At 40.2% G+C, this 12,034-nt stretch carries 6 protein-coding genes, 22 tRNA genes, 1 rRNA gene and 2 pseudogenes; 28 read left to right on the top strand and 3 right to left on the bottom strand.

Annotated elements, in window-relative coordinates; translation table 11 throughout:
• Nucleotides 1–182 precede the first annotated feature (182 nt).
• From rrf to ABH957_RS25100, 23 genes are all read left to right on the top strand, one after another.
• A 5S ribosomal RNA gene (gene rrf, locus ABH957_RS25210) occupies nucleotides 183–298 on the top strand.
• A 5-nt stretch (nucleotides 299–303) separates the two neighbouring features.
• Nucleotides 304–379, top strand: a tRNA-Val gene (locus ABH957_RS25205).
• A gap of 4 nt (nucleotides 380–383) precedes the next feature.
• Nucleotides 384–459 (top strand) — tRNA-Thr (locus tag ABH957_RS25200).
• Nucleotides 460–469: 10 nt separating this feature from the next.
• Nucleotides 470–545 (top strand) — tRNA-His (locus ABH957_RS25195).
• 24 nt (nucleotides 546–569) lie between these two features.
• A tRNA-Leu gene (locus tag ABH957_RS25190) sits at nucleotides 570–650 on the top strand.
• 29 nt (nucleotides 651–679) lie between these two features.
• A tRNA-Gly gene (locus tag ABH957_RS25185) sits at nucleotides 680–754 on the top strand.
• Nucleotides 755–770: 16 nt separating this feature from the next.
• Nucleotides 771–859, top strand: a tRNA-Leu gene (locus ABH957_RS25180).
• Nucleotides 860–862: 3 nt separating this feature from the next.
• Nucleotides 863–936 (top strand) — tRNA-Arg (locus ABH957_RS25175).
• An 11-nt stretch (nucleotides 937–947) separates the two neighbouring features.
• Nucleotides 948–1,021: transfer RNA gene (locus ABH957_RS25170), tRNA-Pro, on the top strand.
• Nucleotides 1,022–1,035: 14 nt separating this feature from the next.
• A tRNA-Ala gene (locus tag ABH957_RS25165) sits at nucleotides 1,036–1,108 on the top strand.
• A 20-nt stretch (nucleotides 1,109–1,128) separates the two neighbouring features.
• Nucleotides 1,129–1,205 (top strand) — tRNA-Met (locus ABH957_RS25160).
• Between the two features lie 4 nt (nucleotides 1,206–1,209).
• Nucleotides 1,210–1,286, top strand: a tRNA-Ile gene (locus ABH957_RS25155).
• Nucleotides 1,287–1,303: 17 nt separating this feature from the next.
• A tRNA-Ser gene (locus tag ABH957_RS25150) sits at nucleotides 1,304–1,396 on the top strand.
• A 28-nt stretch (nucleotides 1,397–1,424) separates the two neighbouring features.
• Nucleotides 1,425–1,501, top strand: a tRNA-Met gene (locus tag ABH957_RS25145).
• Between the two features lie 3 nt (nucleotides 1,502–1,504).
• A tRNA-Asp gene (locus tag ABH957_RS25140) sits at nucleotides 1,505–1,580 on the top strand.
• A gap of 15 nt (nucleotides 1,581–1,595) precedes the next feature.
• Nucleotides 1,596–1,671, top strand: a tRNA-Phe gene (locus ABH957_RS25135).
• Nucleotides 1,672–1,685: 14 nt separating this feature from the next.
• Nucleotides 1,686–1,761: transfer RNA gene (locus ABH957_RS25130), tRNA-Thr, on the top strand.
• 10 nt (nucleotides 1,762–1,771) lie between these two features.
• Nucleotides 1,772–1,847, top strand: a tRNA-Lys gene (locus ABH957_RS25125).
• A 13-nt stretch (nucleotides 1,848–1,860) separates the two neighbouring features.
• Nucleotides 1,861–1,931: transfer RNA gene (locus ABH957_RS25120), tRNA-Gly, on the top strand.
• Nucleotides 1,932–1,937: 6 nt separating this feature from the next.
• Nucleotides 1,938–2,014, top strand: a tRNA-Ile gene (locus ABH957_RS25115).
• Nucleotides 2,015–2,021: 7 nt separating this feature from the next.
• A tRNA-Asn gene (locus tag ABH957_RS25110) sits at nucleotides 2,022–2,096 on the top strand.
• A 6-nt stretch (nucleotides 2,097–2,102) separates the two neighbouring features.
• Nucleotides 2,103–2,193: transfer RNA gene (locus ABH957_RS25105), tRNA-Ser, on the top strand.
• A 6-nt stretch (nucleotides 2,194–2,199) separates the two neighbouring features.
• A tRNA-Glu gene (locus tag ABH957_RS25100) sits at nucleotides 2,200–2,271 on the top strand.
• A gap of 180 nt (nucleotides 2,272–2,451) precedes the next feature.
• Here ABH957_RS25100 and ABH957_RS25095 read toward each other — a convergent pair.
• The gene (locus tag ABH957_RS25095) at nucleotides 2,452–3,498 is read right to left on the bottom strand and encodes an FUSC family protein (protein WP_404457776.1); all 1,047 of its coding nucleotides are present in this window, start codon (nucleotides 3,496–3,498) and stop codon (nucleotides 2,452–2,454) included.
• A 684-nt stretch (nucleotides 3,499–4,182) separates the two neighbouring features.
• Between ABH957_RS25095 and ABH957_RS25090 the strand changes: the two genes are divergently transcribed.
• On the top strand, nucleotides 4,183–5,127 hold the full coding sequence (locus ABH957_RS25090) for an L-lactate dehydrogenase (RefSeq protein WP_002129674.1): 945 nt from the start codon (nucleotides 4,183–4,185) through the stop codon (nucleotides 5,125–5,127).
• 325 nt (nucleotides 5,128–5,452) lie between these two features.
• On the opposite strand, the pseudogene ABH957_RS25085 reads toward ABH957_RS25090, so the two are convergent.
• Together ABH957_RS25085 and ABH957_RS25080 are read right to left on the bottom strand one after the other, a co-directional pair.
• A pseudogene (locus ABH957_RS25085) lies at nucleotides 5,453–5,806 on the bottom strand (dockerin type I domain-containing protein); the annotation flags it as partial.
• A pseudogene (locus ABH957_RS25080) lies at nucleotides 5,800–5,919 on the bottom strand (TasA family protein); the annotation flags it as partial. The pseudogenes ABH957_RS25085 and ABH957_RS25080, both read right to left, overlap by 7 nt.
• 472 nt (nucleotides 5,920–6,391) lie before the next feature.
• Here ABH957_RS25080 and glgB point away from each other — a divergent pair.
• The 4 genes from glgB (at nucleotide 6,392) to glgA (ending at nucleotide 12,026) form a co-directional block, all read left to right on the top strand.
• The gene (gene glgB, locus ABH957_RS25075; protein WP_404457770.1) at nucleotides 6,392–8,329 is read left to right on the top strand and encodes a 1,4-alpha-glucan branching protein GlgB; all 1,938 of its coding nucleotides are present in this window, start codon (nucleotides 6,392–6,394) and stop codon (nucleotides 8,327–8,329) included.
• Entirely contained in the window at nucleotides 8,277–9,407 is a 1,131-nt protein-coding gene (glgC, locus tag ABH957_RS25070) for a glucose-1-phosphate adenylyltransferase (RefSeq protein ID WP_404448449.1), read from the top strand. The genes glgB and glgC overlap by 53 nt, the downstream gene beginning before the upstream one ends.
• Before the next feature lie 18 nt (nucleotides 9,408–9,425).
• On the top strand, nucleotides 9,426–10,460 hold the full coding sequence (gene glgD / locus ABH957_RS25065; protein ID WP_002138850.1) for a glucose-1-phosphate adenylyltransferase subunit GlgD: 1,035 nt from the start codon (nucleotides 9,426–9,428) through the stop codon (nucleotides 10,458–10,460).
• A gap of 135 nt (nucleotides 10,461–10,595) precedes the next feature.
• Nucleotides 10,596–12,026 carry a glycogen synthase GlgA gene (gene glgA, locus ABH957_RS25060; protein ID WP_404457767.1) on the top strand — a complete coding sequence of 477 codons (1,431 nt, stop codon included), beginning with the start codon at nucleotides 10,596–10,598 and terminating at the stop codon, nucleotides 12,024–12,026.
• The last annotated feature ends 8 nt before the right edge of the window (nucleotides 12,027–12,034 follow it).

Here is a 12,034-nt window from a genome sequence, read left to right as displayed (position 1 = left end):
ATGATCAGGTTGATAGGTTCGAGGTGGAAGCATGGTGACATGTGGAGCTGACGAATACTAATAGATCGAGGACTTAACCATATAATATGAAGCAATGTTATCTAGTTTTGAAAGAATATAAAAAACTTGTTGACTTTAAATGTCGAATAAGTTATGATAATTCTTGTCTTAAATGAATACAGTCTGGTAATGATGGCAGAGAGGTCACACCCGTTCCCATACCGAACACGGAAGTTAAGCTCTCTAGCGCCGATAGTAGTTGGGACCTTGTCCCTGTGAGAGTAGGACGTTGCCAGGCAATTCGGAGGATTAGCTCAGCTGGGAGAGCACCTGCCTTACAAGCAGGGGGTCGGCGGTTCGATCCCGTCATCCTCCACCATTTAGCCGACTTAGCTCAATTGGTAGAGCAACTGACTTGTAATCAGTAGGTTGGGGGTTCAAGTCCTCTAGTCGGCACCAGAAAATCATGGCGGTTGTGGCGAAGTGGTTAACGCACCGGATTGTGGCTCCGGCACTCGTGGGTTCAATTCCCATCAGTCGCCCCATTTTTTCTTTTTAAATTATAATATGCGGGTGTGGCGGAATTGGCAGACGCACTAGACTTAGGATCTAGCGCCTTTGGCGTGGGGGTTCGACTCCCTTCACCCGCACTTTTAATAAAATAACTCAAACATGTCTTGCGGAAGTAGTTCAGTGGTAGAATACAACCTTGCCAAGGTTGGGGTCGCGGGTTCGAATCCCGTCTTCCGCTCCAATTTTCAGTATGACATGCCGGGGTGGCGGAACAGGCAGACGCACAGGACTTAAAATCCTGCGGTGGGTGACCACCGTGCGGGTTCGACCCCCGCCCTCGGCACCATATGCGCCCGTAGCTCAATTGGATAGAGCGTTTGACTACGGATCAAGAGGTTAGGGGTTCGACTCCTCTCGGGCGCGTTTTTTATTAACGGGAAGTGGCTCAGCTTGGTAGAGCACCTGGTTTGGGACCAGGGGGTCGCAGGTTCAAATCCTGTCTTCCCGATATTTTCAAAATATGGGGCCTTAGCTCAGCTGGGAGAGCGCCTGCCTTGCACGCAGGAGGTCAGCGGTTCGATCCCGCTAGGCTCCACTTATTTGAATATAACTTATGGCGGTGTAGCTCAGCTGGCTAGAGCGTACGGTTCATACCCGTGAGGTCGGGGGTTCGATCCCCTCCGCCGCTACCATAAAGGACCTTTAGCTCAGCTGGTTAGAGCAGACGGCTCATAACCGTCCGGTCGTAGGTTCGAGTCCTACAAGGTCCACCACTCAAAGTTCATAACTCGGAGGTATACCCAAGTTCGGCTGAAGGGATCGGTCTTGAAAACCGACAGGCGGCGAGAGTCGCGCGGGGGTTCGAATCCCTCTACCTCCTCCATTTTTTTCTAAATTAAATATTATATCATCGCGGGGTGGAGCAGTACGGTAGCTCGTCGGGCTCATAACCCGAAGGTCGCAGGTTCAAATCCTGTCCCCGCAACCAAATGGTCCCGTGGTGTAGTGGTTAACATGCCTGCCTGTCACGCAGGAGATCGCCGGTTCGACCCCGGTCGGGACCGCCATTTTTTTTACATAAAGGCTCGGTAGCTCAGTCGGTAGAGCAGAGGACTGAAAATCCTCGTGTCGGCGGTTCGATTCCGTCCCGAGCCACCATTTTGAAATCGCAAGCCGGCTTAGCTCAATTGGTAGAGCAACTGACTTGTAATCAGTAGGTTGGGGGTTCAAGTCCTCTAGCCGGCACCACTTTCAAAATGAGCCATTAGCTCAGTTGGTAGAGCATCTGACTTTTAATCAGAGGGTCGAAGGTTCGAATCCTTCATGGCTCACCATTTTTAATTTAATGCGGGTGTAGTTTAGTGGTAAAACAAGAGCCTTCCAAGCTCTGGTCGAGAGTTCGATTCTCTTCACCCGCTTTTTATGGGCCTATAGCTCAGCTGGTTAGAGCGCACGCCTGATAAGCGTGAGGTCGATGGTTCGAGTCCATTTAGGCCCACCATAATTATTCCGCAGTAGCTCAGTGGTAGAGCTATCGGCTGTTAACCGATCGGTCGTAGGTTCGAGTCCTACCTGCGGAGCCATATTATAGAGAAGTACCCAAGTGGCTCAAGGGGCTCCCCTGCTAAGGGAGTAGATCGCGAACGCGGTGCGAGGGTTCGAATCCCTTCTTCTCTGCCAGATTTTGGCCCGTTGGTCAAGTGGTTAAGACACCGCCCTTTCACGGCGGTAACACGGGTTCGAATCCCGTACGGGTCATACTAAAAGAGATAGCATAATCTGCTATCTCTTTTTTATTGTATATATGTTATCTAAAGCGAACTTTTAGTAGTCTGCTTTTTTTATAAAAGATGGAGTATGAAAAGGTCATTATAGGGGGGGTGTTCTACTGGAAAAGATACCTAAAATGTTAAAGCATCTTTCGCTAGATAACCACCTTTACACTGATTTCGCCATCGCTCTACTGAATATCAAGTTCACTGCAATCACGATGACTGCACCGATAAGGGTTGCAAATACACGGTCGAACAGAATGATAGACTGGAACGGCTTGCCGGCTTCCATGATCAAAATAATGAGCGGGATCATGGTTGCAGAGTATACAAGATAATTTCGAACCTTTAGAAGAGGTCGAGCACCTGCGAATAGCCCGATACTTATAACTAACCCCAAAATTGGTAGACTAGTTGCGAGAAGCAAGCTCGCAACAATCACGCCGATTACTGTACCAAGCACTCGTTGTGTTGTTTTGATTGGAAAGAGTTCTATTTTCCGCTGAGTAAGGATTGCTACGGTAATTGCAATCCAATAGAAGTGGTGCTCGGGCCAAAGTATTCGCAATCCCTCAGCTATACCTAGACATAATGCGAGCCTGATTGGGAATTGCCAACTGGATAGGTGTGCAAGAGAGTTCCACCATAGAATGATTTTTTTCGATGTTGGCCCTTTCACAGCTCCATCCAGCGATGATTTAAAACAACGGTGTACCCAGATGCCTAGCACCAAGCTGATACTGACGGTCCAAATCGCCCCTGCTAAGATTGAAAAAATTAGTTCCATCCGGTACTCCGTCTGGTCGACCATATTGAGGATGATAATCAGGAATACGACAAAGCGTGTTGTTGCCACCGCCAAGGCACGACTATATCCGCCAATTAACGCAGCAAGGCTTACCAGCAGGATCAAGACTCCAAATGTCAGATAGCCATGTCCGAAAGAGAGAACAGCAGCAATCGCAGCGAGCACTACTGATATCAGCGCTGATGCCAACCTTTTCCCGTGATTTATAAAACTCGAACCGACTTTCACGCTACTGACTGCCAAACTGCCGACCGATGCAGCAAAACCAAGAGCGGGATAGCCTAGAACTGTGGCGAACAGAACGGGTCCGGCCATACCTATGCCGGCGGAAATGAGTTCTACTATTTCTACCTTGGCCTCCTTAGACCAAGAAAACACTTGAGCCCTATATGTCTTTACATTCATCTATAGCACCTCTTCCGACCCAAAGAGTAGGGTACAGTTTAATAATAGGCTCTTTCTTTAATCCATGGACATGTGGTGATACCTATGTCCATCAGGCTAATATTTTGAAGTATCCCCAAAATGAAAATTTTATCTTTCCAGAGTTATTTATAATAATTCAGCTCATTTTTTTCGATATGGGGAAATACCAATTTCTTAAGTTGATGGCAATGTATGGTGACCCCTTATAAAAACCTCTAAAAGTATTGCTGCGGATTTACAAAAGTTAAATGATGAGAATTATGTGAAGGCTAACTTCTTCGCTCCAGCCAAATTTTGAGGTGGGAGTCTTACTACCCACAAATAGCGGGATAAATAATATAGATAGAAGAAGCTATTCTTGTCGAAACGTCGATATAACCAAAGGTGTGTTCGATATAATTTCACTTACCAAGAAAACTTTAAGAAAAAACCTTTCACAATCTAAAGAAAACGCCTCCATTGAGATGGATTTCACCCGCATTCTAACAACTTTACACTCTATGTGAAAAAGTTCACAAATAGGTCATAATTTGTGAAGGAATTCACAATAATCCGTGCTACAATATGTATGTAAAGAAGTTAAACAACATTAAATTAGTATTTTAATTAATTACTTAAACAATAATAAAAAATAGATGTAAACAATTGAAAGGGGAAATTAACATGAAAAAAGGTATCAATCGCGTAGTATTAGTAGGAACAGGAGCAGTAGGTTGTAGTTACGCTTACTCAATGATCAACCAAGGTGTAGCTGAAGAATTCGTACTAGTAGATGTTAATGAAGCAAAAGCAGAAGGAGAAGCAATGGACTTAAGCCATGCGGTACCATTCTCTCCAGCACCAACAAAAGTTTGGAGCGGTAGCTATGCAGATTGTAAAGATGCAGATTTAGTAGTTATCACTGCTGGATTACCACAAAAGCCAGGCGAAACTCGTTTAGACTTAGTTGAGAAAAATACAAAGATCTTTAAACAAATCGTTCGCGGTATTATGGATAGCGGATTCGATGGAATCTTCTTAATCGCAACTAACCCAGTTGATATTTTAACTTACGTAACTTGGAAAGAATCTGGTTTACCGAAAGAGCGCGTAATCGGTTCTGGTACTACTTTAGACTCTGCTCGTTTCCGTTACATGTTAGGTGACTACTTAGATGTAGATCCACGTAACGTTCATGCTTACATCGTTGGTGAGCACGGTGACACTGAACTTCCAGTATGGAGCCACGCTACTGTAGGTGTACAAAAACTAGAAACAATCTTAGCGAACAACGAACAGTATAACCAAGAAGATTTAGATAAAATCTTTGAAAATGTACGCGATGCAGCTTACCACATTATTGAGCGTAAAGGCGCAACTTACTACGGAATCGGTATGTCACTACTTCGTGTAACTAAAGCAATCTTAAGCAACGAGAACAGCGTATTAACTGTATCGGCATACCTTGAAGGTCAATATGGTGAGAAAGATGCTTTCGTAGGTGTTCCAGCTGTTATTAACCGCGAAGGTGTACGTGAAATCGTAGAACTTGAGCTAAATGAAGAAGAAAAAGCGAAATTCGCTCATTCTGTAAAAGTATTAAAAGAAACAATGGCACCAGTACTATAATAATTGCTAAATAATTCAGAGGCGGGAAGCTGCTTCCTACCTCTGAGTTTTTATATAATTTAATATAAATTCCTTTTCCGGTTTCCCTTGTATATCCCCAATATACCCCTTTTGCTGGATAAGGGTCGTTTATAGAAAAGAGCACTCTACTTTATATAGAGTGCTCTTTATTATCCCGCATTAACGGGCAGTAAGACCCCCACTTCAAAATGCAGCGAAAGCAAAGAAGTTAGGTGGGGGATCAACTGCCCGTAAAAGCCCGATTTGTTCAACTAATAATCAGTGGTGGATGAACAAAACCCCCACTGATTAAAGTTTCACTTTATCATTTTTTAGGTGTTAATCCTAATTTCTTTAAAATATCTGCCAGTGTACCGCTTTTTGATTTTTCTACAGGTGTTTGTGATTTTGCTGCATCTGGTCCTTTTTTCAAGAATTTCTTTTCTACGAAGCGAATGTCTTTTTCGTCGACGATGCCGTCATTATTAAGATCGCCATCTTTTACAGATACTCCTTTTTTACCATAGTTATTAGCGATAATTTCAGCATCTTTAATATCAATTATTTTATCGCCATTTACGTCGCCTGCAAGGTTTTCATCTGGACGAGCATATTAATATTGACCGAGTAGCTTACCATCTTTTTCAGTACCTAATTTCGTTGTTAGACGGTTTGAAATGAATTACCCGATGTTTCAGAATCACTGAAATAGGCGAATACACCGCCGAATGTAAGGGATAAGCCAAGTGAAGCTGTGACAACTCCCATTCCAACCTTTTGTTTTAATGACATAAGAAAGCCCCCCTAATTTAATTTTTATCAGACTTTCGCCTGGAGCATCGATAGAGTAAACATAGTGTTTCAGTATGAATTATATTTGCGAAAGTTCAATGTTCTTTATTGAGAATGAGTATATGCTTATGAATTTTCCATTTCAATAAAATTGTGACAAAAAATATTGAGAAACATTTTTTTATGACAGATTATTTTGTTACGATTTTAAGTGATAAATAGCGAGTAAAATAGGATAAATCTTATGAAATAAAGGTTGAGAAATAAATAATAGGATGAAAGGCTAGTAGGAAATGAAGCGTTTGCAATGAATATTCGTCAAAATTCGATAATTTACACGGAAAATGTGAAAATTTTAAGTGAAATTTAAGAAAAAAACGAATATTTTTTAAAAAAATAACAAGGATATTTCAGTTTTTCGCAGAAATGATAAAGAGTAAAAAATTTCTGTCATCTTAGTGAGGTGAACATATTGGATGTAATAAATTGTGAAGAAGTGAAACGAGATGAGTTTCATACAGAAAAGTACTATGACAGTTATAACATCTTTGGGGCACATATTGTGACGGAAGATGGGATGCGAGGTGTACGATTCACAGTATGGGCTCCTCATGCGAAAGCAATGAGTGTTGTTGGGGATTTTAATGAATGGGATTATGAGCAACATAAGATGCTACAAGTGACAGAAGAGGGGATTTGGTCCTTGTTTGTACCGCATATTGAAGAGAATGAGATATATAAGTATGCGATTGAAACGATGGATGGTGACGTTATTTTAAAAGCAGATCCTTACGCAGTATATGCAGAAGTAAGACCAAATACGGCATCTGTAGTTTTTGATATAGAGGGATATGAATGGAATGATAAGAACTGGATTCGTAAGAGAAAGAAAAAATCGATTTATAAAGAAGCGATGACAGTTTATGAATTACATTTCGGTTCTTGGAAAAAGAAAGAAGATGGCGCTCTGTATTCTTACAGAGAAATGGCCGAGGAGCTCATTCCGTATGTGGTGGAACATCAATTTACACATATTGAAATTATGCCGCTTGTTGAGCATCCATATGATCGTTCTTGGGGATATCAAGGAACAGGATATTATGCAGCGACAAGTAGATTCGGCACGCCACATGATTTGATGTATTTTGTCGATGAATGTCATAAATATGGAATCGGTGTCATTTTAGATTGGGTGCCGGGGCATTTTTGTAAAGATGCTCACGGTTTATATTTGTTTGATGGGACACCGACTTATGAATATAAAGATATAGATGTACAAGAAAACCAGGTATGGGGAACTGTTAATTTTGATTTAGGAAAGAGGGAAGTACGTAATTTCTTAATTTCAAATGCGTTATTTTGGATGAGGTATTTCCATATTGATGGGTTCAGAGTAGATGCAGTTGCGAATATGCTGTATTGGAATAAAGAAGGAAAAGAGCAAAGCAATGAACACGCCGTTTCTTTCTTACGAGAGTTAAATGAAGCCGTGTTTGCAGAAGATGAAGAGTTTCTTATGACAGCGGAAGATTCAACAGCTTGGCCACTTGTAACAGCTCCAACATACGAGGGTGGACTTGGATTCAATTATAAATGGAATATGGGTTGGATGAATGACGTGCTGAAATATATGGAATGTGCGCCAGAGTACCGGAAATACATTCATGAGAAAATGACATTTTCTTTAATATATGCTCACTCTGAAAACTTCATATTGCCGCTTTCTCATGATGAAGTCGTTCATGGGAAAAAGTCGTTATTAAATAAAATGCCGGGAGATTACTGGGATAAGTTTGCTCAGCTTCGTTTATTATATGGATATTTCTTTACTCATCCAGGTAAGAAATTACTCTTTATGGGTGGAGAATTCGGGCAATTTGATGAGTGGAAAGACCTTGAAGATTTAGATTGGAATTTACATGATTTTGAAATGCATCGTAATATGCATGATTACTTTAAAGAGCTCATAGCATTGTATAAGCGCTCAAAACCACTTTGGCAGTTAGATCACTCGCCTGAAGGATTTCAGTGGATTGATGCTAATAATAATGAGCAAAGTATTTTCTCGTTTATCCGCCAAGGGGATAAGCAGGAAGATGCGTTAGTTGTCGTATGTAATTTTACGAAAGCTACATATGAAAACTATAAAGTAGGTGTACCAGATTTCGAGTACTATAACGAAATTTTAAACAGTGACTCGGCGCAATATGGCGGATCGGGGCAAGTTAATAAGAAACGTCTCAAGACGATTCTAGAGCCATATCATAATCAAGCGGCACATGTAGAAATTACAATTCCACCATTTGGCGTATCCATATTACGACCAGTGAAGACGAGAAAGGGGAGCAAAAAACAAGATGGCTCAAAAACAAAAGTGCGTAGCAATGTTACTAGCAGGGGGAAAAGGTAGTCGTTTAAGTGCATTAACAAAAAATTTAGCCAAGCCAGCTGTTCCATTTGGTGGTAAATATCGCATTATTGATTTTACGTTAAGTAACTGTGCAAACTCCGGTATTGAAACGGTGGGGATTTTAACACAATATCAACCGTTAGAACTTCATAATTATATTGGAATCGGAAATGCTTGGGATCTTGATCGTGTAAACGGTGGAGTCACTGTGTTACCTCCTTATGCGGAGTCTTCAGGTGTGAAGTGGTATACAGGTACGGCAAGTGCTATTTATCAAAACTTAAACTATTTAAGTCAGTATGAACCAGAATATGTTCTTATTTTATCTGGTGACCATATTTATAAAATGGATTACAGTAAAATGCTAGATTATCATGTTGAGAAAGAAGCGGACGTTTCAATTTCTGTTATTGAAGTGCCTTGGGATGAAGCAAGTCGCTTTGGCATCATGAATACAAATGAAGAGATGGAAGTTGTTGAATTTGAGGAGAAACCGCAGTTTCCAAGAAGTAATCTTGCATCAATGGGAATTTATATTTTTAACTGGGCTATTTTAAAAGAATATTTAGAGATGGATGCGAGAAATCCTGAATCTAGTAATGACTTCGGAAAAGATGTACTTCCGCTTTTATTAGATGAAGGGAAGAAGTTGATGGCGTATCCATTTGAAGGATATTGGAAAGATGTTGGAACGGTGAAAAGCTTATGGGAAGCGAATATGGATTTACTTCGTGATGAAACATCGTTGAACTTGAACGATCGTAATTGGCGCATTTATTCTGTGAATCCAAATGAGCCACCTCAATATATTGCACAGCAGGCAAAAGTAGAAGAGTCACTTATTAATGAAGGATGCGTCATTGAAGGGGACGTGAAGCATTCTGTTTTATTCCAAGGAGTAACGGTAGAAGAAGGTAGTATGGTAATCGATTCCGTCGTTATGCCTGGGGCAAAGATTGGTAAAAACGTTGTGATTGAAAGAGCGATTGTTGGATCAGAAATGGTTATTGAAGATGGGACAATAATTCGCCCAGAAAAAAATGTTGACGATGTAGTACTAATTGCTGAAGGAAAATAGAAAAGGGGGATGAAATGAATGGGAGAAAAAATGTTGGGGATTATTAATGCAACGGGAAGTTTTCCTTCCTTAAAGAAAGTAACAGGGCATCGTTCATTAGCGGCGTTACCGTTTGGAGGCCGTTACCGACTCATTGATTTCATGCTTTCAAATATGGTGAATTCTAATATTCATAGCGTGGCGGTTTTTACAAGTCATAAAAATCGTTCTTTAATGGATCATGTCGGTTCAGGAAAACAGTGGGATTTAGATAGAAAGCGTGATGGCCTGTTTTTATTCCCACCGAACTGCCAATGTGATCATGACGAATTTGGATCTTTTGCACATTTTAGAAGACATATTGATTATTTTCTAAGAAGCAGAGAAGAATATGTTGTTATTACGAATAGCCATCTTGTAACAGCGTTAAACTTTCAAGCGGTGTTAGAGCGACATATACATACGTCTGCAGATATTACTGAAGTTTGTCATGAAGGGGTTTCGCTTCAAACATATGTGTTAAAGAAACAATTATTGCTAGACTTATTTGAGACATATAAAGATGTGGAGCAATACAGTTTATTTGATGTAGTGAGAGAAAAGCGAGGGGAATCACTGCATATTGCTACGTATGAGCATACAGGGTATGTAGCTATTATTGATTCGATTGAAAGTTACTATAAACATAGTCTAGAAATTTTGCAGCCTTCTATTTGGAAGCAATTATTTAAGAAAGAAGCACCGATCTTTACGAAAGTAAAAGATGAGCCACCAACTCGTTATATGAAGGGTGCAGTAGTGAAAAATACAATGGTTGCAAACGGCAGTATTATTGAAGGGGAAGTGGAAAATAGTGTTGTCGCCCGTTCTGTTAAAATTGGAAAAGGTTCAATTGTACGTAATAGTATTATTATGCAAAAGAGCCAAATTGGAGATAATTGTATAATAGACGGTGTTATTATTGATAAAGATGTGAAACTTGGCGACGGCGTAGTGTTAAAAGGAAGTGCTGATAAGCCATATGTTGTAGAAAAAGGTAGTGTACAAAATAGTACAATCAATAGTTATTCGTAAATAGCAGGTGCATAATTAGTGGGGGATTTAAAACCCCCACTAATTAAGGTTTTACTCTATATGAAAACTTGAAGGGAGGAAGCTGTAAGAGGAGCGATTTATGATGTATACGCTTTTCGTGCAGTGGAACAACAGGTGAATATTTTATTTGCAGTATCAGAATGTGTACCGTTTATTAAATCCGGAGGTCTAGCTGATGTAGCAGGAGCGCTTCCAAAAGAATTAAAAAAATTAGGAGTGAATGTTCGCATTATACTTCCAAACTACAGTCTTATCCCGAAAGAGTTAAGAGAAGGATGTACGCTTCATAAAGTAATTAACGTTCCTCTTGGATGGAGAAATCAATATTGCGGGATTTTAAAAGGTGAGCAGGACGGGATTACGTATTACTTAATAGATAATGAATATTATTTTAAGAGAGATTCTCTATATGGCCATTATGATGATGGGGAGCGTTTTTCTTATTTTTCAAAAGCAGTTTTAGAGTGTATTCCGCATCTTGATTTCGAAGTAGATGTTCTTCATAGCCATGATTGGCATACAGCTATGGTTAATTTCTTACTTCGTGAAAAGTATCAAGATAACCCGTTATATGAGCATATTAAAACGGTATATACGATTCATAACTTGCAGTTCCAAGGTGTATTTCCTCCTGAAGTGATGTACGACTTACTGGAGCTTGGTCATGAATATTTTCATAGTGAACAGCTTGAGTTTTATGGAAACGTGAACTTTATGAAAGGCGGTATTATCGCATCTGACCAAATTACAGCGGTTAGCCCGACATATAAAGAAGAGATTCAATATGAGTTTTTCGGTGAGAAGTTAGATGGATTGCTACGAAAGCATAACGATAAGCTTAGTGGCATTGTAAATGGAATTGATACGAGTGTATATAATCCAGAAACAGATCCATATATTATGGCTCAGTATAGTGCAGAGTCATTAGAGGAAAAGAGTGAAAATAAACGCGCATTGCAGCGTTATTTTGGTTTACCAGAAAAAGAAGATACACCAGTTATTTCGATGGTAACACGATTAACGAAGCAAAAGGGGCTTGATCTAGTACGTACTGTATTCCGTGAAATAATGGAAGAAGATGTACAATGTATTATTTTGGGGTCAGGCGATTCTGAATACGAGCAGTTCTTTGAATGGATGGCATACGAGTATCCAGAAAAGGTAAAAGTATATATTGGGTTTAATGAAGCGTTAGCGCACCAAGTGTACGCGGGAAGCGATTTGTTTTTAATGCCATCGCTGTTTGAACCGTGTGGACTTGGACAAATTATTGCGCTAGCATATGGCACGATTCCAATTGTAAGAGAAACAGGCGGATTAAATGATACTGTACATTCTTACGATGAGGACACTGGAATTGGGAATGGCTTTAGCTTTACGAATTTTAATGCGCATGACATGTTACATACGATTCTTCGTGCAATTGAGTTTTATCAAGATAAACCGGTATGGGATAAGCTTGTAAAGCAAGCGATGACTGAAGATTATAGCTGGGGGAAATCTGCTCTTGCATACAAGAAATTGTATAAAAGTCTCATGGAATAACATTGAGG

The sequence above is a fragment of the Bacillus sp. RC242 genome, assembly GCF_044908245.1.
Taxonomy (GTDB): Bacteria; Bacillota; Bacilli; order Bacillales; family Bacillaceae_G; genus Bacillus_A; species Bacillus_A mycoides.
The sequence above is the reverse complement of the archived record's forward strand: the minus strand, read 5'-3'. Positions and strand labels throughout refer to the sequence as shown.